Raw genomic sequence first — 22081 nt, 5'->3', positions numbered from 1 at the left:
AAACTACACCCTTTTTTGTATTACAAAAACTTATTTTTCTATAACGAAACACCTCTTTTCCAAGGAATAAAATCGTTCTGATTCAAAATTGCAGCTTTGGTTTTAATTTCACCACTGGCTACATTGATAATAAATTCCAGCATTTCATCCGCCATTTCATCAATTGTTTTTTCACCTGTAATAATTCCACCAGTATCAATATCAATGATATCCGACATTTTTCTAGCTAATTCAGAGTTAGAGGAAACTTTCACTACTGGAGCAATTGGGTTTCCTGTTGGAGTTCCTAAACCGGTGGTAAACAAAACCATGTTGGCTCCAGAACCCACCATTGCAGTCGTACATTCGACATCATTTCCTGGCGTACAAAGCAAATTCAAACCCGGTTTTGAAATGTATTCTCCATAATCCGAAACGCCTACTATTGGAGATGTTCCTCCTTTTTTAGCCGCTCCTGCTGATTTCATGGCATCCGTAATTAATCCATCTTTGATGTTTCCTGGTGAAGGATTCATGTCAAATCCTGAACCTGCATCCACCACCGTTTTTTCATACCATTTCATCAATTCTAGAAAGCGTACTCCAGCTTCATCCTCAACACAGCGGTTTACTAATTCCTGCTCCACTCCACATAATTCCGGAAACTCCGAAAGAATGGTTGTTGCTCCAAGGGCTGTAAGCAAATCCGACGTTACACCTAAGGTTGGATTAGCCGAGATTCCAGAGAACCCATCTGAACCGCCACACTCCAAACCAATCGTCAATTTAGACAATGGTGCCGGGGTTCTTTCTATTTTATTTGCTTCTTTAATGGCTTCAAAAGTATCTTTTACCACACTGCTCAACATTGCCTCAATAGTACCAATTTGCTGCTGATCATAAATCAAAACGGGCTTAGTACTTGTTGGATTAATTTCATGCAAAGCATCTTTGAAGATTTGGATTTGCAAGTTTTGACATCCCAAACTCAAAACCGTTGCTCCAGCCACATTTGGATTATTCACATAACCAGCCAAAAGTTTAGCCAAACTGTGTGAATCCTGACGAATTCCGCCACATCCTCCTTGATGCGTGATAAACTTCACGTCAATATTGCTGAATAAATCTGCTTCCGCCGATTTTCCTGCCGCTTCTGTGGAACCGTTTTCAGAACTTACTAACGAACGAAGTAACAATTGATAATCGTTTTCTTTCGGTTTCATTAATTCTTTTTCGAAAATATCCTTTAAAATTTCAATATTTCTGTTTTCACAAAAAACCAACGGAAAAAACAACCAAACATTCTCCGTCCCTACCTGTCCATCTTCTCTGTGATATCCATTGAAAGTTCTATCTTTCCATTTATCAATATTTGGAATATCCCAACCAATAGTTTCCGTTTTTCCAGTCACTTTATCACTTTCATGCTTCACATTTAAAGTAGAAAGAAGCCCTCCTTTTTCGATTTTAGCACTTGCTTTACCCACCAAAACACCATACATTATAATTCGATCACCGGTATTCAAATCTTTTAAAGCGATTTTATGTTTCATTTTTACATCAGCGGTGATCGTGATATTTTCACCTTCAAAGTGGATAATATCACCAGCTGCTAGATTAACCAATGCTACTGCGACATTATCTGAAGGATTTACTTTTATTAATTTCTTTTGCATTTTGATAAATGTGATAGGTTTATAAAATAATATTATTGTTTGCTGAAATTGGCAAAACCTTTTTCAATACCATTCGCTTCAATTTCGTTCAAAGCCAACACCAAAGCTTCTGATAATCCGCTTATTTTAGTTAAATCTTCACCCCAGAATTCGTCATTAGATAAAATTTTTGCTACAACTAAATCCAAAGATCCTAATTGCCAAGCATTTGTAAATGCTTCAACTATCTCTGGTGAATCCTTTACAGGTAATGCTTCGTTATTCCAAATTCCTTTGTAGAATTGAATTAAACAGGCTAATGAAAAAGTCAGATTAGTTGGTAATTTTTTATTCGAATTATAATATCCTACTAAACTAGGCAAAACTCTTACTTTGAATTTTGAGATTGAATTTAAAGCAATATCAGCCAATGCGTGTTTGATAAATGGGTTTTTAAATCGATCCATCACCTCTTCGGTATAGGCATGAATTTCATTTTTGTCCATATCAAGGGTTTCACTAATTTCACCAATAACACCGTTTACGAATTTCCCAGTAAAATCTCCGTTAACAGTTTCCATAACTAATGTGTTACCGTACAAAAGTGAAAAAGGAACCATTGCTGTATGTGCACCGTTTAAAATACGAACTTTTATCATTTTAAAAGGTCGTATATCATCAACAATCTTCACGTTCAAATTCGTTTTATGAAAAGGCAGCTTTGCTCTTAAATCAGCACCACCTTCGATAGCCCAAAGAAAAAATGGTTCGGCAGCAACAATTAAATTGTCTTGATAGTCTAATTTATTATTGTATTCTTCAATCTCAGCTCTTGGATATCCAGGAACAATTCTGTCCACCAAAGTACTGTGATACGTACAAGCATCTGATACCCAATTTTTAAAATCAACTCCTAATTCCCATAAATCGCAATATTGCAAAATATATTTCTTTAAAGTTTCCGAGTTATAATCAATCAATTCACAAGGAATAATAGTCAATCCTTTAGCTGCATCTCCATTGAAATATGTGAATCTTTCATATAATAAAACAGTCAACTTTGCAGGAAAAGCAACTGGTGGTTGCATATCCTGAGTATCACTTTCGATGAATTCAATTCCAGCTTCAGTAGTATTTGAAACGATAAATTGAAGTTCCTCCTCTTTGGCTAACGCTAGATAATCTGCAAAATTAGCATACGGATTTATAGCTTTTACAATAGTAGTAATTAACTCAATGTCCTGAATTTTTTCGCCTTTTTTGATTCCGTTCATAAACAACGTGTAAAGGCCATCTTGATCATTAATCATATTGATCATACCTTCTTTCAATGGCTGCACTATTGCGATACCAGCATTGAAATCAACTTCTTTATTGAGTCTTTGAAAAGCATAATCTACAAATGCCCTCAAGAAATTACCTTCTCCAAATTGCACCACTTTTATGGGTTGTAATTTTTCTAATCCAGTATTTATTCTGTTTAATTTTTTCATTTTTTATATCTTTAATACCGCAAAATCTTATTTTTAAGCAGTAAAATGTTTTTTTATTTAAGCTGGAAATACGCTTAATTAAGGGTACAATAAACGACTTAATTGCTTTGCGATTTAACCTTTCAGTCCATTAGAGGAATAAGGAACAATCCTTTAAAACGCATTTCTTTAAGTCGCTTATTGTATTCTTCTTTTATAATTTGCAATTCTTAAACGCCACTGAAAATCGTAAATCCGCCATCAACAGTAATTTTTGAACCTGTAACAAATTTTGAGGCATCACTTAACAACCAGACCAAGGCTCCTGAAAGTTCCTCTGGATTTCCAAAACGTTTAAATGGTGTATTTTGAAGTACTAAATTCCCTCTATCCGTCAAGCTACCATCTGCGTTCGTCAATAACGTTCTGTTTTGTTCCGTAAGAAAAAATCCCGGTGCAATTGAATTCATTCGTATCGCATCACCATATCGCTTGGCGAGCTCCACTGCAAACCATTGCGTATAAGAATCTATGGAAGATTTGGCTAGGCTGTAGCCCAATACTTTGGTAACCGCCAATTGTGACACAACCGATGAAATATTTACGATACTTCCTGAGCCCCCATTTTTTATAGCTTCACCAAAAACTTGTGTTGGTAATAAAGTACCTGTTAGATTCAGTTTCATCACCTCTTCCAATGCAGTAATATTCAACTTGAAAATATCTTGTTCCGGCTGTATAACTGCTCCCGGAAGGTTTCCGCCGGCCGCATTAACCAAACCATCAATTTTTCCAAATTCGGCAAGCATTTTTTCTCGTGCGGCTAAGAGTTGTGATTCATCAGTTACATCGGCAATCAGAGCAATTGCTCGTCCTCCTTTGGCAATTATATTTTGAACTCTTTCATTTGCTATTTTCTCATTTCTGCCCAAAATCCCAACTGCTCCTCCTGCATGAATAATACCATTTATAAAGGCTTCACCGAGTATTCCGGTTCCGCCAGTTACCACTATTATTTTCCCTTTTAATGAAAAATTATTTTCCATTTATTTTATTTTTTAGCTTCTAATATATTTAATTGTAGCTAATGTTTCTCTGACAGTTGCTTCTAGACTAACAAAATCCTGACTTTTCAAAACTTCATTTGAAATAAGTTGCGAACCAATACCTACACAAGTCACACCGGCGTCAAACCAACTTTTTAGATTGTCTCTATCGGTTGAAACGCCTCCGGTTGGCATAATACTCGTCCAAGGACAAGGGCCTTTGATTCCTTTCACAAATTGTGGTCCGTAAACATCGCCCGGGAATAATTTTACTATTTCACAACCCAATTCTTCGGCTCGTGCAATTTCGGTAAGCGAGGCGCAACCTGGTGACCACAATACTTTGCGGCGGTTGCAAACCAATGCGATATCTTCTCTCAAAACCGGAGTGACTATGAAATTTGCTCCTAATTGCATATACAAGGAAGCAGCAGCGGCATCAGTAATCGAACCAACTCCTAGTATCATTCCCGGCAATTCAGCTAATGCGTATTTGTTTAATGCACCAAAAACTTCAAAAGCAAAATCGCCTCTACTAGTGAATTCCATCAATCGAGCTCCACCATCATAGCAGGCTTTGATTACTTTTTTTCCCAATTCAACATCGGTATGGAAAAACAATGGAACCATTCCCGTTTCTGCCATTACAGTTGCTACTTCTACTCTTGAATATTTTGCCATATTGCTGTTTTTATCTAGAAACTAATCCGGCGCCATCACCGTCTAGCATATTTTCAACTTCTTTTAAGGTCACTAAATTATAATCACCTGCAATGGTATGTTTTAAACAACAGGCCGCAACTGCAAAATCTAACGCTCTTTGATTATTATTTTGAAATTCCAACAAGCCATAAATCAATCCGCCCATAAAAGCATCACCACTGCCTACACGATCTACCACAGGAGTTACTTCTTTTACGGCAGCATCATAGATGCTTTTTCCGTCAAATAAAATGCCTCCAATTCGTTGGTGCGAAGCACTCACAGAATAGCGTAATGTAGTAGCTGCTATTTTTAGATTTGGACATAATTCAAATAACTGACCATACAAAGCAGGTAGGGATTTTGTATCCTGATAATTAGGATTCACTTTAGGGATTCCTAACATAAAATAAGCGGTATCAATATCTCCCAGAATTACATTGCTATAGTGTAATATTTCAGGCATAACCTCGCTAGGACTTTTGCCATATTGCCACAATTTTGATCTGTAATTCAGGTCGCAAGAAATGGTTAAACCCAAATTATGCGCCACTTTTACGGCTTCTAAACAGGCTTCGGCAGCGCTTTCAGAAATCGCTGGCGTAATCCCGCTCCAATGAAACCAGGTAGCGCCTTCCAGTACTTTTTCCCAATCAATTGCTCCTTTTTCAATAGTTGCCATCGAACTATGGGCTCGGTCATACACTACGTTGCTGCCGCGTGTTCCAGCGCCCGTCTCCAGATAATAAATTCCTAAACGATCGCCTCCAAAAATGATATTTTTGGATTCAACATTCATCTTTCGCATTTCTTTTAGCGCACAAGCACCTATTTCATTCTCTGGAATTCTGGTTACAAATGCTGCATTTACACCATAATTGGCTAAAGAAACGGCCACATTAAATTCACCTCCACCATAGGAAGCAGTAAATGCCTTTGCTTGCTCAAAACGCAAATGCCTTTCTGTTGAAAGTCGCAACATTATTTCGCCAAAAGTGACTACTTTATTCATTTTATACTTGAATTAAATGTTTTCTATTTTATAAAATCTTCTCTCATAGGGCTAAAAACGTCGATCAGAATTCCTTCTTCCAAACAAACAACCCCATGTATTTTATTGGAAGGAATATAAAAGGAATCTCCTTTTTTTAGTATTCTTGTTTCCTCTTCAATAGTCACTTCAAATATACCAGCGGCAATATGCGTAACTTGTGTGTGATGGTGATTATGCAAAGGCCCAATTGCTCCTTTCTCAAACTTCACATTGACCATCATAATGCGATTCTCAAATCCCACAATTTGACGTTGCACGCCTTCCCCCACAACTTCCCATTGGGTTTCTTCTTCTTTAAAAAAGCGCGTACTATTTGCCAATACCGTCATACTATCCGAATCTGATTATTAGAATTTAAAATATTCTTTGGCATTATTGTAACTAATATCAGAAACCATTTTACCAATCCATTCTATATCATTTGGCAGTTCCCCTCTTTTAATTTCATCTCCTAAAAGATTACAAAGAATACGTCGGAAATATTCATGCCTTGGAAACGATAAAAAGCTTCTAGAATCAGTCAACATTCCTATAAAACAACTAATCAATCCCATATTAGAAAGGGCATTCAATTGTTTGGTCATTCCGTCTTTCTGATCCAAAAACCACCATCCGGATCCAAATTGTACTTTACCCTTTACGCTTCCATCATTAAAATTACCAATCATTGTAGCCATCACTTCGTTATCGGCAGGATTTAGATTGTAAATAATGGTTTTTGTCAATTTATCTTTACGGTCTAAAGCATTTAAAAAACGAGATAATTTTTGAGCCTGCGGATAATCGCCAATGGAATCCCATCCGGTATCAGGGCCTAAAATACGGTGCATGCGTTCATTATTATTTCGCAGTGCTCCCAAGTGAAACTGCTGTACCCAACCGTATTGGTGGTAGGTTTCAGATAAAAACAATAAAATAGCGGTTTGGAATTTTAATGCTTCTTCAGTACTGATTTCCTTGCGCTCTCTTTTCTTTTTGAAAATGGCACTCACTTCACTTTCGGTGAAATTTTCAAAATAAATTTGGTCTAAACCATGATCGCAAAGTTTGCACCCATTTTTATCAAAATAGTCAATTCTGTTACTAAGTGCAGTACACAAATCAGAATAAGAACTAATCGAAATTCCTGCAACTTCACCCAAAGTATCTATATAGGAATTGTATCCATCGTTCGAAATTAAAATCGCTTTATCCGGTCTAAAGGCAGTACTAACCTTTGTTCCAAAAGGATTTTTGGCTAATTGTTGATGGTATTCTAAAGTATCAATTGGATCTTCGGTAGTACATACAAATTCGGCATTTACTTTTCGAAGTAAATTTTGAGTGCTGTATTCTGCCGAATTTATTTTGGCGGAAGCCTCCAAATATATTTTTTCAGCTGATTTTTCATTTAACAAATCATGAATATCAAAATAACGGGCTAATTCCAGATGTGTCCAATGGTACAAAGGGTTTCGCATAGTATACGGAACAGTTTTTGCCCAATTCATAAACTTATCTTTATCTGAACCGTTTCCTGTTATAAACTGTTCGTTGATCCCCAACGTACGCATGGCTCGCCACTTGTAATGATCGCCATTGATCCAAACCTGGGTGATGTTATCGAAAATTTTATCTTCAGCAATAGATTGTGGTGACAAGTGATTGTGATAATCTATAATAGGTTGATTTTTAGAATAATTGTGATATAATTCTTCCGCAAATTTATTTTCTAATAAAAAATTGTCGTTTATAAATGGTGTACTCATTACAAATTTCTTAAATATTAATTTTCATTTGATGGTTTTCCAATGGTAGCCAATATTCCACCATCGACGTAAACAATTTGTCCGTTTACAAAATCACTCGCTCTTGAAGCCAAAAAGACAGCTGTTCCCGCTAAATCTTCCGGATTTCCCCAACGTGCAGCTGGCGTTCTGTTGATTATAAATTCATTAAACGGATGTCCGTCTACTCGAATAGGTTCTGTTTGTGTAGTTGCAAAATAACCCGGACCAATTCCGTTGACTTGAATATTGTATTTGGCCCATTCAGTAGCTAAATTGCGAGTCAGCATTTTCAGACCACCTTTTGCAGCAGCATAAGCCGAAACACTATTTCGTCCCAATTCGCTCATCATAGAACAAATGTTGATTATTTTGCCTTCCTGTCTTTCAATCATTTGCTTTGCAACCAATTGTGACATGATAAAAGGGCCTACTAAATCCACATCAATCACTTTTCTAAAATCGGAAACTGGCATTGTGATGGCCAATTCTCTTTTTATAATTCCTGCATTGTTCACTAAAATGTGAATATCTCCCAATTCTTTGGTGATTAATGCTATGTTTTCTGCAGCCGTTTTTTCATCGGTAACATCAAATAAATAGCCAGAAACTTTGTATCCTTTGCTCGAATAATACGCCAGCGCTTCCTCCATTTTAGAAGGCGTTGTACCGGTTATTACAAGTTCAGCACCTGCAATAGCCAATCCTTCTGCCATTGCCAATCCTAAACCGTGCGTTCCTCCGGTTATCAGTGCTCTTTTTCCTTTTAAATCAAATAAATGCATAGTTGTTATCTTAATTCATTTGGGGCAACAATATCCATATCGCCATAATCTAAATTCTCTCCGGCCATTCCCCATATAAAGGAATAGTTTGACGTTCCTGCACCAGAATGGATAGACCATTCCGGAGACAAAACGGCTTGGTGGTTTTGCATGAAAATATGTCTGGTGTTTTGTGGTTCTCCCATAAAATGACAAATTGTCTGTGGTGCTTCAATATCAAAATAAAAATAGGCTTCCATTCGACGGTTGTGCGTGTGGGCAGGCATCGTGTTCCATACATTCCCTGGCAACAATTCCGTAAGTCCCATTTGCAATTGACAGGTTTCCACAATACTATTGACAATCAGTTTGTTTAAAATTCGCTTGTTGGCTGTTTTTTCTTCTCCTAATTGAATGATTTCTGCATCTTCTTTTCCAATTTTTTTATTTGGAAATTTCGTATGCGCTGGAGCCGAATTAATATAAAATAATGCTTGCTCTCCATTGGAACTGGAAAAAAGAACTTCCTTACACCCTTGGCCTACATAAAGTGCTTCTTTTTTTTGCAATTCATACACCACACCATCAACTGTAACGGTTCCGCTACCACCAACGTTGATAATTCCCAATTCGCGTCGGTCTAGAAAGTTTTCTGATTTCAAGTACGGAATAGTTTCTAGTTTTAATGCTTTATCAACCGGCATTATTCCTCCCACAATATATCTATCATACATTGAATAGGTCAGTTGTATTTCATTTTCAACGAAAAGATTTTCAATTAAAAACTGCTCTCTTAATTGGTCAGTTCCATAATTCTGGACGTCTGTAGGGTTAGAAGCATATCTGAAAGAAAAATTTGTCATGTTATATTATTTTAATGTAATCGATTACACAAAGATACTTTATATTTTTTTATCTATTATATTTAATCTCTAAAAAGCGGTTAATTTTAAAAAACCGACTTATAAATCAGTAATCGGACTGTATTTTGGTACCAACGCTTTCATCACCAACCAACCGGTCAAATAACAAATGGCACAAATAGAAAAAATGATAAAATATCCAGCTTCAATTCCTTGAAAACCCATAAAAGCCATAGTGGTTTCTTTAGTATAATCAAACAACAATCCTGAACCTTTGTTGATCATCGTGGAACCAATACCACCAGCTAAACCGCCGATACCAGTAATCGTTGCAATTGCTTTTTTAGGAAACATATCGCCCACTGTTGTGAAAATATTTGCCGACCACGATTGATGAGCTGCTCCTGAAATACCAATAATTATTACCGGCAACCAATAGCTAATGTGACCCAAAGGCTGCGCAATCAAAGCTAATAATGGGAAGAAAGCAAAAATCAGCATAGCTCTCATTCTTCCTTCATAAGGATTCATTCCTTTCTTTTCAACAAAATACGTAGGCAACCAACCTCCAATAATTGAAAGCAACGTAATCATGTACAATACAAATAATGGCAAAGCTGCTTCGGTTGAATCCATGCCGTAAACGGAGCTTAAATACGCAGGAGTCCAGAACAAAAAGAACCACCACACCCCATCGGTCATGAACTTACCAAAAGCAAAAGCCCATGTTTGTTTGTATCTAAAACAATCCATTAAAGTTACTTTGGTATTCGTTTCAGGTACATATCCTTCTAATTTACTGGCCGCAATATCATCTTGCTGGATGTATTCTAATTCTGCGCTACTAACCTTTGGATGCTTCTCCGGTTTATCATACATGAAAACCCAAAATCCCATCCAAACAAAACCTAATGCACCAATAATAATAAAAGCCATTTCCCAACCAAACGCTTTAGCAATAAAAGGAATAGATATTGGGGCAGCTAATGCTCCAACAGTCGCACCTGCATTAAAAATACTTGTAGAAAATGCTCTGTCTTTTTTAGGAAAATATTCGGCTGTTGTTTTAATAGCTGCAGGGAAATTTCCTGCCTCACCAACGGCCAAAACAAAACGAGCAAAAATAAATAAAGTCACACTTACATTGATAATCAGTCCCGTATCTTTCACCGTACTAAGTGCCTCTTTAGCACCTTCAAAACCAACAAACCAATCCCCTGTAATTATCCCTGCGGTTGCAATACCGCAAAACGCATGCAAACAAGCTCCTAAAGACCATATCCCAATAGCCCAAAGAAATCCTTTTTTGGTGTCTAACCAATCCACAAATCTTCCTGCGAACAATAATGATACTGCATAAAAAATGGAAAACAACGCCGTAATATTTCCATAATCATTGTTGGTCCAATGAAATTCTGGAGCAATAAAATCACTCCATGTCAATGAAAGCACTTGTCTATCCAAGTAATTTATAGTAGTTGCAAAAAAGAGTAAACCACAAATTGACCAGCGGTAGTTTCCAATTGACTTAGTTTTTTGGGTCATAGTAATTAATTATAGAAGTTAAATAATAGAGTATGTTTTAATTGTTAATACATTAATGGACTGAATGAAACCGCAGTCACTAATAAAATGATATCCATTATATAAATTTAAATTCAACAAAATGTAATCGATTGCACAAATATACTTTTTAATATTCATTATTCAAATAATTTAAATATTATTTTAAATTAGCCACTTAAATAAATACATAAAATAAAAAATACAATATTAAATTACACATTTAGGAATATAGATGTTAAAGCTAGGAAACAGTTAACTCCAACTTAATGATTCCTAAAAAAAGCTGCTAAATTTTATTATTCAAAAAAAGAAATCTTTTTACATTCAAAAAAAAATGACATATACAATGAAAAATAAAATTATTCTGAAAACAAGCAGCTATGCTATACTTGTACTCTTAATTCTTGGCATACATTTACCAATACACGCTCAAGATCAAGTTATACCGCTTTGGGAGGAGGCAATACCTGATGCTATTTATGATTCAAATTATCAGGAAAAAGAAACATCCCAAGAAGGGGTTGTCCAAAACAGTACTAAAGTTGTCACTCCTACCCTATCCATTTTTCTTCCCAATAAATCCTCTTCTAATGGATCATCAGTTCTGATTTTCCCGGGGGGCGGATATTCTCATTTAGCTATTGATAAGGAAGGAACAAAAGTAGCACGATGGTTAAGTACCATAGGAATAACAGCCTTTGTATTAAAATATAGACTGCCAAACGACCACATAATGAAAAATAAAACGATTGGTCCTTTACAAGATGCCCAAGAAGCAATGCGGTACATCAGACGCAACGCTAAAAAATGGAATTTAAACAAAGACAAAATTGGAGTAATAGGATTTTCTGCTGGAGGACATTTAGCAGCCACTTTATGTACGCATTATAATGACATATTATATCAAGCTTCTGATACGTTCAGCTCCCGCCCGGATTTTTCAATTTTAATTTATCCAGTTATTTCTATGAATAATGAAATAACACACAAAGGATCTCAAAATAATTTATTAGGAGTTTCTCCGTCCGTTTCGTTAATTGATAAATTTTCAAATGAACAACATGTAAACTCTGAGACACCACCAACATTCATCATTCATGCTACTGATGATCTAGTTGTTCCAGTAGAAAATAGCATTAACTACTATTTAGCTTTAAAGAAAAATAAGGTTCCAGCAGAGTTGCATTTGTATGAAAAAGGCGGACATGGCTTTGGTTTAGGAGTCAAAGACACCAGCCAATATTGGACTAAAGATTGTGAGAATTGGCTTCGTAGTCAATTTTATCTTAAAGATCTGGTTGAATAATTCAGTCAACAGTGCAATTGATTGGTTCAAGCAGCTACTTGTTGTGATTTCAAATCATAACTTTTTCTAAATTATTGATTTTAGAATCCAGACAAGGAACTTCCAAACACACATTTAGAATTGAACGCTTATAATTCAACAAAGCTTAAATTTATAAGGTGTTAGCAGATTTATACTCCGCTTTTGTTGCATTTCTGTTAATCAATGAGGCTGTTAAATTTCCAGCTAATGAATACAATACCAATTCCGGAAGCTTAAATAAATACGAAAATTTAAAAGGATTAAAACCTACCGTTGCAGTACCATCTGATGAATAATAAAACTCGGCGAGCCGTCTACATATCGAATTTGGCTGCTTCTAATTCTACTTCAGCCTGCTAAATATCAGGGAAATTGGAGAGCAATTGCGCAGGAATTCCAATTTATGATGAAAATATCTTCAACAGCATGAGTTTCGGATGTTACTTATATTCCTATACAATAAAGGCTTGTATACCTGACAACTAGTAAGAATTTATAGAACAGGAAGGTTATAGGTTGGACTTTGAGCAATCCGATGAATACATAAGAAACCACGCTTGAAAAATGGAAAAAAGCAATTCTCAACCGAAATATAAAGTAAGATTTAATTCGTCATTCCTACAAAGGGGTTTAATATGCCCGCAAAAAGCTTGTAAATGTTCTAGATACCCATAAAAAACAACTCGAAGTAGGAGTCGCAAAGGGAATTCTTAGCACAACGCTATAGCAGAAAGTTTTTTCAAATCCTTGAAAACCGTATAAATTTATGGAAACAAACAAGTTCCTAAAGAAAAATTGAAACTGGAAATAATTAAACCGAGTGAAAGCGAAAGCGAATAGACGAAGCAATACATTGAAGTTTAGCACAATAGAATTAGAAGGAATTCTGATTTGAATTATGCAACTATTGAAGAATTTAACAATCAAATTAATTATAAAAATGAAGCTTAGCTTGATGTGCCGCTTTTATTTGCACATCCAAACTTTAAAATTACTTATACTTAACAAATGCGTAAATTAGTATTATAAAAAAAAGGGAGCTTGCGCTCCCTTAGTAATTCATTATTTTTTAATACAATCCACTTCAGCGAATTTATATTTCACTCGATCAAAATCAATTGGCTCCCCTTTTACAAAGTGAGAAGCTCCCAACGTGATTTGTATTTGTCCATTCCCTAAAATAAGTTCATTCCCTCGCTTCAAGAAAGCCATTGGATTTTTAAATGTTTTTTCTTTATTACTACCTTGGATAAAAGTATAGCTTGCAAATAAGGTATCCCCTCGAAATTCTCCTGCGATTTCACCTACCTTTTTCGGCATATCAGCAATTGCCATCACCATATCACCTGTTATTTCTCCATCTTTGAACGTGTTAATTTTCAAATCAAGCGTGTCTTTTTCATAAACCGCTTTATAGCACTGTTCGCTTACTAGCTCTTTGGCTTCCTTAGCTTTGATGATTTTTTCACTTTGATTATTTTTACAGCTTCCGAGTCCAATACAGGTCAATAGCAAACAAAAAAGGCGTAGATTTTTCATAATAGTTTTTATTAGTTAATAATTTTGGCAATTGCCAATGCTAATTTACAGAATAATAACGTGTTTTACGATAGATCTGATATAAAAATTCAGGGTAATTTCCTTAAAGATAACATTCACCAAGATGCTAGAAAAACTTTTATGGTCCGCAAAATTTCTCTTTTATTGTGTTCAAAACTTACACTGTCAGGAAATAAGTTTTTAGACGTCTAATAAATTGGATACCTTTATAAAAAAAACATGCGCTTTTACATCTACATTATGAGTTTTATTTTTTCAGTCGCTTTGTCTGCACAAAACAGCATTCCGCAGGTATTGAAAAAACTTAATAAAGAGACGATTCCGTATATTAAAGTCGGTGAACTAAAAAATAAAAAAAGCCTAGTATACTTAGACGCCAGAGAACCTAAAGAATTCAACGTTAGTCATATCAAAAATGCTATTCCGGTAGGATTTGATCATTTCGATGCTAAAAAAGTGTCCGCAACTGTTAAAGATAAAAGTGCCACTATTGTTGTTTATTGTTCCATTGGCGTGCGCAGTGAACAAATAGGTGAAAAACTGCAAAAATTAGGTTACAAAAATGTCTACAATTTATACGGAGGGATCTTTGAATATAAAAATTTTGGAGGAAAGGTGGTAAACAATCAAAATAAAGTGACCGACAGCATCCATACTTTTAATCAAACTTGGAGTGCGTATTTAACCAAAGGTATTAAGGTTTATGAAAACTGATGCCTTACTTATTTTTACCCGTAATCCTGAATTAGGAAAAGTAAAAACTAGACTAGCGAAGACCATCGGTGACGAAAAAGCATTGATTGTTTACAACGATTTGCTCTTGCATACCAGAAATGAGACAAGCGCTTTAGAATGCGATAAATTTGTGTTTTATGACACGATGATTACCGACAATGATATTTGGTCTGAAGCAATTTATCAAAAAAAGTTACAAGCTGGCGGTGATTTAGGAAAACGGATGCAACATGCATTTGAAACCCTTTTTGAAATGGGATACCAAAACTGTATTATTATAGGTAGCGATTTGTTTGATTTAAAAGCGGCAATTATTGAAAATGCTTTTAAAAAAATTGGAGATCATGATGTAGTAATTGGTCCCGCTGAAGATGGTGGTTATTATTTATTAGGATTAAAAGCTTCTAATACTCTTATTTTCCAGAATAAAGAATGGGGAACTAGCACGGTTTTTGAAGCAACTGTAAGGGATTTAGAAAGTTATAAAATTTGCCTTTTGGATCGCTTAAATGATATTGATACCTTTGATGATCTAAAACGAAGTAGTTACGATTGGGCAAAGTTAAACCGAGACCGATCGGTAAAATAATTAAAAAAAGTTTGTTAAACAGTGCAACATATAGCACCACAAAAACAATTATATACCACAAATGGAAAAATACATTGACATAGTACTAAATTCCTATGGAGGTTATTTCAATTACCTGAAAAATGAAATTTTATACTGGAACTGGGATAACTATTTTTATGGACTAATTGCCATTTCATTGGTAGTTTGGCTACTTGAAATTGCATTTCCGTGGAGAAAACAACAAGCTATCTTTCGGAAAGATTTTTGGCTAGATCTCTTTTATCTGTTTTTTAATTTTTTCTTGCTCAATTTAATTCTTCTTATTGCATTATCTAATGTGATGGAACAGTTTATTAATGACATCTTACAGCAATTTGGACTTGAATTAACTTCTATTCAACTTTTTTCTATCTCTGAGTTACCCAAACCACTGGCTTTATTAGTGTTTTTCATCATTAGCGATTTTATTCAATGGAATGTACATCGCTTGTTGCATTTTGTTCCGTTCCTATGGAAAATTCACAAAACCCACCACAGTGTAAAAGAAATGGGGTTTGCAGCACATTTTAGATACAATTGGATGGAACCACTTGTTTACAAAGCGATACTATACATTCCCATTATTCTTATTGGCGGTGTAAATCTTCAGGATGTGTTTATCGTCCATTTCATTTCAATTGCCATAGGACATTTAAACCATGCAAATTTAGGCTGGGACTACGGTTTTTTAAAGTACATATTTAACAATCCCAAAATGCATATTTGGCACCACAGTAAAAAAATGCCGAACAAATACGGCGTCAACTTTGGAATTTCACTAAGTATTTGGGACTATATATTTCAAACCAACTACATTCCCAAAGATGGAAGAGACATTGAACTAGGTTTTGCCGACGAAAATGAGTTCCCAAAAGATTTTCTCAAACAAGAATTTTATCCCCTAAAAAAATAATATCATTTTGTCAGGAAGGAGTTTAATGCTCGACTATACTGATCTAATTTAAAAATAGCTCCAATGAAAAAATATCTTTTAACTTTACTTTTATTGCCACTTCTTTCTTGTGCAAAAAATAAGGATAACACTGAAATTCCAGCTGCTGCATACCAAACTACAGTTATAGCAGATGCTGTCAGTATGAATCATGCTAAATGGGATGCACTACTGCAAAAAAATGTTTCTAAAAACGGAAATGTAAATTACAAAGCCTTTAAAAAAGACAGTACTAAATTGCAAGCTTATCTCAATGAATTAGCAGCAAATGTCCCTACTAAATCGTGGTCTAAAAACGCTACTCTTGCCTATTGGATCAATGCCTACAATGCCTACACCGTGAAATTAATTTTAGATAATTATCCAACCAAAAGCATCAAGGATATAAATGATCCTTGGGGTAAAAAATTCTTTTCCTTGGGAAACAAAAAGTACAGCCTAGAAGAAATTGAACATGAAATACTTCGCAAAATGGACGAACCTAGAATTCATTTTGCTATCAATTGTGCTTCCTTTTCCTGTCCTAATTTACTAACTGAAGCTTACACTGAAGCAAAATTAGAACAACAATTAAAAGCCGTTGCAAAAAGTTTTATTAATGACAAAACGAAAAACACATTAACCGAAAATAAAATAGAAATTTCAAAAATATTCGATTGGTTTTCCGGTGATTTTAAAAGCAAAGGTTCTATTATTGATTTTCTAAACCAATACAGCACGGTAAAAATCAGTAGTAAAGCAAAAATAAATTATAAAGAGTACAACTGGAGTTTGAATGAATAAAATTTCGATTATCATCCCTATTTTTAATGAAGTCAATAGTATTAGTAAATTACTAGTACAACTTGAAAACAAAGCTTTCCAGAAAGAGGCAATCGAAATAATCGTTGTTGATGGAGGCAGCACTGATGGCTCGCAAGATAGTTTATATACAAATTTTAATATACGATTAATTGAAGTAGGGAAAGGAAGAGCGAAACAAATGAATGCAGGAGCTAAAGCAGCAACTGGTAACATTCTCTATTTTTTGCATTGCGATGGTTTACCACCAAAGCATTTTGATCAGATTATCACTAATGCGGTTCAAAAAGGGAATCTGGCAGGCTGTTTCCGACTAAAATTTGATTATAATCACCCTCTTTTAATGGTTTCACAGTGGTTCACTCGATTCAATCATATTTCCTGTCGCGGCGGAGACCAATCCTTATTTATAACTAAAAATTTGTTTGAGGAAATAAAAGGGTTTGATGAAAAATATATTATTTATGAAGACAACGAAATCATTTCTAGGCTTTACGCCAAAAAACAATTTGTAGTACTTCCGGATTATATTAGTGCTTCAGCCAGAAGATACCGCGAAAATGGGGTTTGGCGTTTGCAATTCCATTTTGGGATCATTCATCTTAAACGCAGATTAGGTCATTCTGCTGAAAGTATGCTTCAGTATTATAAAAAACACATCCTATAAGTTTGCCTAATAAAATATTACACCGCATAAAAACAACAATTACACTAATTAAATAATTCATAATGAAAAAAATTGCCCTCACTTTATCCTTTGCCATTCTTATGCTTGTTGGATGTAAATCAAAAGAAGAAAACATAAAATTCACAGACAAAGTGGAGAAAGCACACCAGAAAAAAGAATTTTTAGCTCAAGAAGCGGTGCAGTTTGATCTAAAATTATTCTTTGGCGGTAAAGAAAAAATAACTGCTAAATTTACTGTCCTTACTAACTCCACAAAAGGAGTCATTGAGTATAAAAATGGAGCGAAAATCATTTTCGATAACGATAAAGTATTCTATTCTTCAACAGTACCAAATGAAGAGTCCGTCCGATTTGATGCTTTTACTTGGGCCTATTTTTTCCTACTTCCCACTAAATTAAGTGATCCAGGAACCATCTGGAATTCTTACGAAAATAAAGAAAAAGACCAGGAAAAGTACCTCGCCGAAAAGCTCACATTCAAATCAGGAACCGGTGATGCACCAGACGATTGGTATGTCGTCTATGCAAATAAAAAGACAAACTTACTCGAAAAAGCAGCGTATATTGTTACATTAACAGCGGGTAAAGAAGCCGCAGAGAAAAACCCGCATGCGATTCAATATTTAGACTACAAAGAGGTGGATGGTATTCCTATAGCTAATAAATGGATTTTCTGGGGATGGGAAGAGGGAAAAGGACTTACCGATGAATTAGGACAAGCCACTCTCGAAAATATTAAATTTATCAAAACAACTGAGGATTATTTTACGCCTGCAACAGATTTTAAAACCATATAAACCATTTATGCTTTCAAGCTAAATTACAAACGCTAAGGACAGTAACCGACTCTTTTTCTTGAAAAACTAACGACGAAATTCATTTTTACTATGGAACATATAGTTATTATCGGTAATGGGATTGCGGGAGTTACTCTTGCACGGCACATTCGAAAAAAATCAGATTCAAAAATTACTATTGTCTCCTCTGAAACTGAATTTTTCTTTTCGCGTACCGCATTGATGTACGTATTCATGGGACATATGAAGTTTGAACACACGCAATCCTATGAAAATAATTTCTGGAAGAAAAATAAGATCGACCTCGTTCAAGGAGTAGTAATTGCCGTAGTTCCTGATTCAAAAGAAATTATCTTAGCCAACAACAACAGACTCAAATATGATAAATTAGTACTAGCGACAGGATCCAAACCCAATAAATATGGCTGGCCAGGTCAAGATTTACAAGGCGTAACGGGACTATATCACAAGCAAGATTTAGAAGCTCTAGAAAAATGGGCGCCCAGCACGAAGCGTGCGGTGATTGTCGGTGGCGGTTTAATAGGCATCGAATTAGCTGAAATGCTTCGGTCTCGCAATATCGCTGTTACTTTCTTGGTTCGAGAAAAAAGTTTTTGGGATGGTGTTTTGCCTTTCGGCGAAAGCCAAATGATCAACCGTCATATACTAGAACATCATATCGATTTAAGACTAGAAACTAATCTCGTCGAAATTCTTTCCGATAAAAATGGACATGCTAGAGCGATCGTGACCGATAAAGGAGAAACTATTGAATGCGAAATTGTGGGCCTGACGGCAGGTGTTTCCCCTAATATTGATTTTTTAAAAGATTCTGGGATTGAAATAGGAAAAGGAGTCAAAGTAAACCGTTTCTTAGAAACCAATATCAAAGATATTTATGCCATTGGTGATTGTGCAGAACAGCATGAGGCCATTGCTTTACGTAGACCAATAGAAGCCGTTTGGTACACAGGCCGTATGATGGGAGAAGTATTGGCGCAAACAGTAACAGGAACGCGCACTGCTTATAAACCGGGACATTGGTTCAATTCGGCTAAATTTTTAGACATTGAGTACCAAACCTACGGCTGGGTTTGGGCGATAGCCAAAGAAGATGAAGAACAGTTTTACTGGGAACATCCTTCGGGTAAAAAAGCAATCCGAATTTCATTTGATAAAAAAGACCGCACGTTTTTAGGTATCAATACTTTTGGGATCCGCATGCGCCACGAGTTCTTTGATAAAGTCTTGACTAACAAAGAAACGGTAGATTATGTTATAAAGCATTTGGCGAAAGCTAATTTTGATCCCGAGTTTTTTGCTTCATACGAAAAAGAAATCCAAAAGCAATTTACTAGTCCATCCATTGGTTTAAAAACAAAATAACATGAGCAAATCAGTTAAAAATATATCCATCGCCTCTCATGAGAACATTCGGATGGACGGAATTCAAAAATTAGGTGTTGCGATTGGATTATTAGGCCTCTTCATCATGACATTAGCTCTATTTAATGTTTCTTTCCCAAACAAAGGATTGTGGTTAACGGGATCTATTGTTGCGATTTTTACAGGAATTATAATTTATTCTAATCGCAGCTACCTCAACAAGCCTGCAGGAATAAAAAATAATGGAGTGTGGCATCAAGACTTCACTAATAGAGGAAGTTGGGCTTGGATGACGGGTATTATACTGACCTCTTTTTACATTGTTTTGTATTGGTTTCCCCAATACTTGGGACTAAATCAAGATGGTGGAACAAACACAGGAATCGTTGGCTTTTTCGATCCGCTAAGTTATATTTTGAATGGAAAAGTGGCCAGCCAATGGTTTGTATATGGCACATTGTACACTGTTGCTATTTTGGGTTTAGGGTATAAATTTATCTTGAAATACCGGCACAATAAGTACCAATTAGTGCGAACAATATCAGTGATGTTTTTTCAGTTGGGTTTTGCCTTTTTAATCCCTGAAATACTGGAAAAATTAAATCCAGACAAAGCTTATTTCGCCAAGGATTTGAAAAACATGTGGCCATTGAATTACTATTTCTTTAATGATTGGCATTTAAAAGGGATGCTTGAAGGAGGTAATCTTGGACTCTTTATGTTGTTTTTTGGCATCGCTATGATTTTCATAATCTCCCCTATCCTAACCTATTTTTATGGAAAACGATGGTATTGCTCTTGGGTTTGTGGTTGTGGTGGACTCGCCGAAACGGCCGGAGATGGCTTTAGACATTTATCGAGTAAAACCGAAACATCCTGGAAAATTGAACGGTGGATGATTCACTTGGTACTCGTATTTTCATTTGTAATGACTATCGCAGTCATCTTTACTTTTTTATCTAATAATCCTGAGATGAGCTTTATCACCAAAGACCATTTTATTTGGGGAATCATCACTTTCTTAGTCGTTTTTACAGGAGCTCTATATCTTTTTAAACGCAAAGAATTAGATACTGATGCGGTTTATACCATGCTTTCCTTAGTGGCCATTATTATCATTTCGTTGTTAATTAATTATTTTTCAGGGAATCAAAACATCCTTTTCATAGACAGTAATTCGTTAAGGGAGTGGTATGGTTTTGCTATTGGTGCTGCTTTTAGTGGTGTTGTAGGTGTTGGTTTTTATCCCATTATGGGAAATCGCGTTTGGTGTCGGTTTGGTTGTCCTATGGCAGCAATCTTAGGATTACAACAACGATTATTTTCAAAATTCAGAATAACTACTAATGGCGGTCAATGCATTTCCTGCGGAAACTGTTCTACGTATTGCGAAATGGGTATTGATGTGCGTAGTTATGCGGAAAAAGGAGAAAACATTGTTCGTTCGTCTTGTGTAGGTTGTGGTATTTGTGCTGCGGTGTGCCCACGCGGTGTGCTGAAACTAGAAAATGATACTCCTGCAGGCCGCATCAATTCGAACGAAATCTTATTGGGGAATGATGTTGATTTGATGGATTTAATAAACCAAAAATAACCAATTCCTTTTTACATAAATCCTTATTTTCGCAGAGGAAATCAGTCTTTTTAAAAGAGACTCAAAAAAATATGAAAAATATTAAAGTAATTATTCCTGCTTACAATGAGGAAAAAGCCATAGGATATGTCATCCAAGATATTCCATCTAGTGTCTCGGAAGTTATTGTGATTAGCAATAATTCCACAGACGACACGATTCAGGTCGCCAAAAATGCGGGTGCCACGGTACTATCCGAAAGCAGAAAAGGATATGGCTATGCTTGTCTTAAAGGAATGGAATACGTTGCTCAACTAGAAACGAAGCCCGATATTATTGTTTTTTTGGATGGAGATTACTCTGATTATCCAGAGGAATTAACCCAACTAATTGCTCCTATACTGAACGATAACATTGATTTTGTTATAGGCGCAAGAGTAGCCCGTTTAAGAGAAAAACATTCGATGACACCGCAGCAGGTTTTTGGAAACTGGCTGGCAACAACCTTAATGAAAACCTTTTTTAATGCTACATTTACAGACTTGGGTCCTTTTAGAGCCATCAAATATGAAAAGTTAGTGGCGCTTCAAATGGAGGATAAAACCTATGGATGGACGGTCGAAATGCAACTGAAGGTTTTAAAACAAAAAATGTCCTACGTCGAAATTCCGGTTCGTTATAAAAACAGAATAGGAGTTTCAAAAGTATCAGGAACTGTAAAAGGAAGCGTTATGGCAGGAATAAAAATAATAGGATGGATCATCAAATACACTTTTAAAAAATAA

22 protein-coding genes are annotated in these 22081 nt (G+C 35.6%); 11 read left to right on the top strand and 11 right to left on the bottom strand.

The annotated features are described in order from the left end of the window. Positions 1-38 precede the first annotated feature (38 nt). From E0F91_RS06230 to E0F91_RS06185, 10 genes are all read right to left on the bottom strand, one after another. On the bottom strand, positions 39-1655 hold the full coding sequence (locus tag E0F91_RS06230) for a UxaA family hydrolase (RefSeq protein WP_132065459.1): 1617 nt from the start codon (positions 1653-1655) through the stop codon (positions 39-41). A 32-nt stretch (positions 1656-1687) separates the two neighbouring features. After that, the gene (locus E0F91_RS06225; protein WP_132065458.1) at positions 1688-3127 is read right to left on the bottom strand and encodes a tagaturonate reductase; all 1440 of its coding nucleotides are present in this window, start codon (positions 3125-3127) and stop codon (positions 1688-1690) included. A gap of 209 nt (positions 3128-3336) precedes the next feature. After that, positions 3337-4152 carry an SDR family oxidoreductase gene (locus E0F91_RS06220; protein ID WP_132065457.1) on the bottom strand — a complete coding sequence of 272 codons (816 nt, stop codon included), beginning with the start codon at positions 4150-4152 and terminating at the stop codon, positions 3337-3339. A gap of 12 nt (positions 4153-4164) precedes the next feature. Then, positions 4165-4833 carry a bifunctional 4-hydroxy-2-oxoglutarate aldolase/2-dehydro-3-deoxy-phosphogluconate aldolase gene (locus E0F91_RS06215; protein ID WP_132065456.1) on the bottom strand — a complete coding sequence of 223 codons (669 nt, stop codon included), beginning with the start codon at positions 4831-4833 and terminating at the stop codon, positions 4165-4167. A 10-nt stretch (positions 4834-4843) separates the two neighbouring features. Continuing rightward, on the bottom strand, positions 4844-5866 hold the full coding sequence (locus E0F91_RS06210; RefSeq protein WP_132065455.1) for a sugar kinase: 1023 nt from the start codon (positions 5864-5866) through the stop codon (positions 4844-4846). Positions 5867-5889: 23 nt separating this feature from the next. After that, positions 5890-6237, bottom strand: a complete 348-nt coding sequence (locus E0F91_RS06205; RefSeq protein ID WP_132065454.1) for a cupin domain-containing protein — start codon at positions 6235-6237, stop codon at positions 5890-5892. A gap of 18 nt (positions 6238-6255) precedes the next feature. Then, positions 6256-7656, bottom strand: coding sequence for a glucuronate isomerase (gene uxaC, locus E0F91_RS06200; RefSeq protein WP_132065453.1), 1401 nt, complete (start codon positions 7654-7656; stop codon positions 6256-6258). Positions 7657-7673: 17 nt separating this feature from the next. Continuing rightward, positions 7674-8459: a gluconate 5-dehydrogenase gene (locus E0F91_RS06195; protein WP_132065452.1), complete on the bottom strand. Its 786-nt coding sequence runs from the start codon at positions 8457-8459 to the stop codon at positions 7674-7676. Positions 8460-8464: 5 nt separating this feature from the next. After that, positions 8465-9301, bottom strand: coding sequence for a 5-dehydro-4-deoxy-D-glucuronate isomerase (gene kduI, locus E0F91_RS06190; RefSeq protein WP_132065451.1), 837 nt, complete (start codon positions 9299-9301; stop codon positions 8465-8467). Between the two features lie 99 nt (positions 9302-9400). Next, a complete protein-coding gene (locus E0F91_RS06185) occupies positions 9401-10846 on the bottom strand; it encodes an MFS transporter (RefSeq protein WP_132065450.1) in 1446 nt (481 codons plus the stop codon). A gap of 367 nt (positions 10847-11213) precedes the next feature. Between E0F91_RS06185 and E0F91_RS06180 the strand changes: the two genes are divergently transcribed. Continuing rightward, a complete protein-coding gene (locus E0F91_RS06180) occupies positions 11214-12173 on the top strand; it encodes an alpha/beta hydrolase (RefSeq protein WP_132065449.1) in 960 nt (319 codons plus the stop codon). Positions 12174-12331: 158 nt separating this feature from the next. After that, positions 12332-12490, top strand: a complete 159-nt coding sequence (locus tag E0F91_RS17695) for a hypothetical protein (protein ID WP_165930095.1) — start codon at positions 12332-12334, stop codon at positions 12488-12490. A gap of 766 nt (positions 12491-13256) precedes the next feature. Here the strand turns inward: E0F91_RS17695 and E0F91_RS06175 are convergent. Further along, positions 13257-13733, bottom strand: a complete 477-nt coding sequence (locus tag E0F91_RS06175) for a hypothetical protein (RefSeq protein WP_132065448.1) — start codon at positions 13731-13733, stop codon at positions 13257-13259. Positions 13734-13994: 261 nt separating this feature from the next. Between E0F91_RS06175 and E0F91_RS06170 the strand changes: the two genes are divergently transcribed. The 9 genes from E0F91_RS06170 (at position 13995) to E0F91_RS06130 (ending at position 22081) form a co-directional block, all read left to right on the top strand. Further along, positions 13995-14468: a rhodanese-like domain-containing protein gene (locus E0F91_RS06170; RefSeq protein WP_341825467.1), complete on the top strand. Its 474-nt coding sequence runs from the start codon at positions 13995-13997 to the stop codon at positions 14466-14468. After that, positions 14458-15078, top strand: coding sequence for a TIGR04282 family arsenosugar biosynthesis glycosyltransferase (locus tag E0F91_RS06165; protein ID WP_132065446.1), 621 nt, complete (start codon positions 14458-14460; stop codon positions 15076-15078). Before E0F91_RS06170 ends, E0F91_RS06165 begins: the two co-directional genes overlap by 11 nt. 61 nt (positions 15079-15139) lie before the next feature. After that, positions 15140-16012, top strand: coding sequence for a sterol desaturase family protein (locus tag E0F91_RS06160; protein WP_132065445.1), 873 nt, complete (start codon positions 15140-15142; stop codon positions 16010-16012). 63 nt (positions 16013-16075) lie between these two features. After that, positions 16076-16834, top strand: a complete 759-nt coding sequence (locus E0F91_RS06155) for a DUF547 domain-containing protein (RefSeq protein ID WP_132065444.1) — start codon at positions 16076-16078, stop codon at positions 16832-16834. Next, entirely contained in the window at positions 16827-17519 is a 693-nt protein-coding gene (locus tag E0F91_RS06150; protein ID WP_132065443.1) for a TIGR04283 family arsenosugar biosynthesis glycosyltransferase, read from the top strand. Before E0F91_RS06155 ends, E0F91_RS06150 begins: the two co-directional genes overlap by 8 nt. Before the next feature lie 62 nt (positions 17520-17581). Continuing rightward, positions 17582-18337: a DUF6503 family protein gene (locus E0F91_RS06145; RefSeq protein WP_132065442.1), complete on the top strand. Its 756-nt coding sequence runs from the start codon at positions 17582-17584 to the stop codon at positions 18335-18337. 90 nt (positions 18338-18427) lie between these two features. Continuing rightward, complete coding sequence (locus E0F91_RS06140) at positions 18428-19723, top strand: NAD(P)/FAD-dependent oxidoreductase (RefSeq protein WP_132065441.1); 1296 nt, start codon at positions 18428-18430, stop codon at positions 19721-19723. Between the two features lies 1 nt (position 19724). Continuing rightward, complete coding sequence (locus E0F91_RS06135; RefSeq protein ID WP_132065440.1) at positions 19725-21317, top strand: 4Fe-4S binding protein; 1593 nt, start codon at positions 19725-19727, stop codon at positions 21315-21317. A 71-nt stretch (positions 21318-21388) separates the two neighbouring features. Next, positions 21389-22081, top strand: a complete 693-nt coding sequence (locus tag E0F91_RS06130; protein WP_132065439.1) for a glycosyltransferase family 2 protein — start codon at positions 21389-21391, stop codon at positions 22079-22081.

The sequence above is a fragment of the Flavobacterium sandaracinum genome (assembly GCF_004349135.1).
Classification (GTDB): domain Bacteria; phylum Bacteroidota; class Bacteroidia; order Flavobacteriales; family Flavobacteriaceae; genus Flavobacterium; species Flavobacterium sandaracinum.
The sequence above is the reverse complement of the archived record's forward strand: the minus strand, read 5'-3'. Positions and strand labels throughout refer to the sequence as shown.

Coding starts and splice junctions, on each gene's coding strand:
- E0F91_RS06230 (WP_132065459.1), bottom strand. CDS start 1,655: ATGCAAAAGAAATTAATAAAAGTAAATCCTTCAGATAATGTCGCAGTA.
- E0F91_RS06225 (WP_132065458.1), bottom strand. CDS start 3,127: ATGAAAAAATTAAACAGAATAAATACTGGATTAGAAAAATTACAACCC.
- E0F91_RS06220 (WP_132065457.1), bottom strand. CDS start 4,152: ATGGAAAATAATTTTTCATTAAAAGGGAAAATAATAGTGGTAACTGGC.
- E0F91_RS06215 (WP_132065456.1), bottom strand. CDS start 4,833: ATGGCAAAATATTCAAGAGTAGAAGTAGCAACTGTAATGGCAGAAACG.
- E0F91_RS06210 (WP_132065455.1), bottom strand. CDS start 5,866: ATGAATAAAGTAGTCACTTTTGGCGAAATAATGTTGCGACTTTCAACA.
- E0F91_RS06205 (WP_132065454.1), bottom strand. CDS start 6,237: ATGACGGTATTGGCAAATAGTACGCGCTTTTTTAAAGAAGAAGAAACC.
- uxaC (WP_132065453.1), bottom strand. CDS start 7,656: ATGAGTACACCATTTATAAACGACAATTTTTTATTAGAAAATAAATTT.
- E0F91_RS06195 (WP_132065452.1), bottom strand. CDS start 8,459: ATGCATTTATTTGATTTAAAAGGAAAAAGAGCACTGATAACCGGAGGA.
- kduI (WP_132065451.1), bottom strand. CDS start 9,301: ATGACAAATTTTTCTTTCAGATATGCTTCTAACCCTACAGACGTCCAG.
- E0F91_RS06185 (WP_132065450.1), bottom strand. CDS start 10,846: ATGACCCAAAAAACTAAGTCAATTGGAAACTACCGCTGGTCAATTTGT.
- E0F91_RS06180 (WP_132065449.1), top strand. CDS start 11,214: ATGAAAAATAAAATTATTCTGAAAACAAGCAGCTATGCTATACTTGTA.
- E0F91_RS06175 (WP_132065448.1), bottom strand. CDS start 13,733: ATGAAAAATCTACGCCTTTTTTGTTTGCTATTGACCTGTATTGGACTC.
- E0F91_RS06170 (WP_341825467.1), top strand. CDS start 13,995: ATGAGTTTTATTTTTTCAGTCGCTTTGTCTGCACAAAACAGCATTCCG.
- E0F91_RS06165 (WP_132065446.1), top strand. CDS start 14,458: ATGAAAACTGATGCCTTACTTATTTTTACCCGTAATCCTGAATTAGGA.
- E0F91_RS06160 (WP_132065445.1), top strand. CDS start 15,140: ATGGAAAAATACATTGACATAGTACTAAATTCCTATGGAGGTTATTTC.
- E0F91_RS06155 (WP_132065444.1), top strand. CDS start 16,076: ATGAAAAAATATCTTTTAACTTTACTTTTATTGCCACTTCTTTCTTGT.
- E0F91_RS06150 (WP_132065443.1), top strand. CDS start 16,827: ATGAATAAAATTTCGATTATCATCCCTATTTTTAATGAAGTCAATAGT.
- E0F91_RS06145 (WP_132065442.1), top strand. CDS start 17,582: ATGAAAAAAATTGCCCTCACTTTATCCTTTGCCATTCTTATGCTTGTT.
- E0F91_RS06140 (WP_132065441.1), top strand. CDS start 18,428: ATGGAACATATAGTTATTATCGGTAATGGGATTGCGGGAGTTACTCTT.
- E0F91_RS06135 (WP_132065440.1), top strand. CDS start 19,725: ATGAGCAAATCAGTTAAAAATATATCCATCGCCTCTCATGAGAACATT.
- E0F91_RS06130 (WP_132065439.1), top strand. CDS start 21,389: ATGAAAAATATTAAAGTAATTATTCCTGCTTACAATGAGGAAAAAGCC.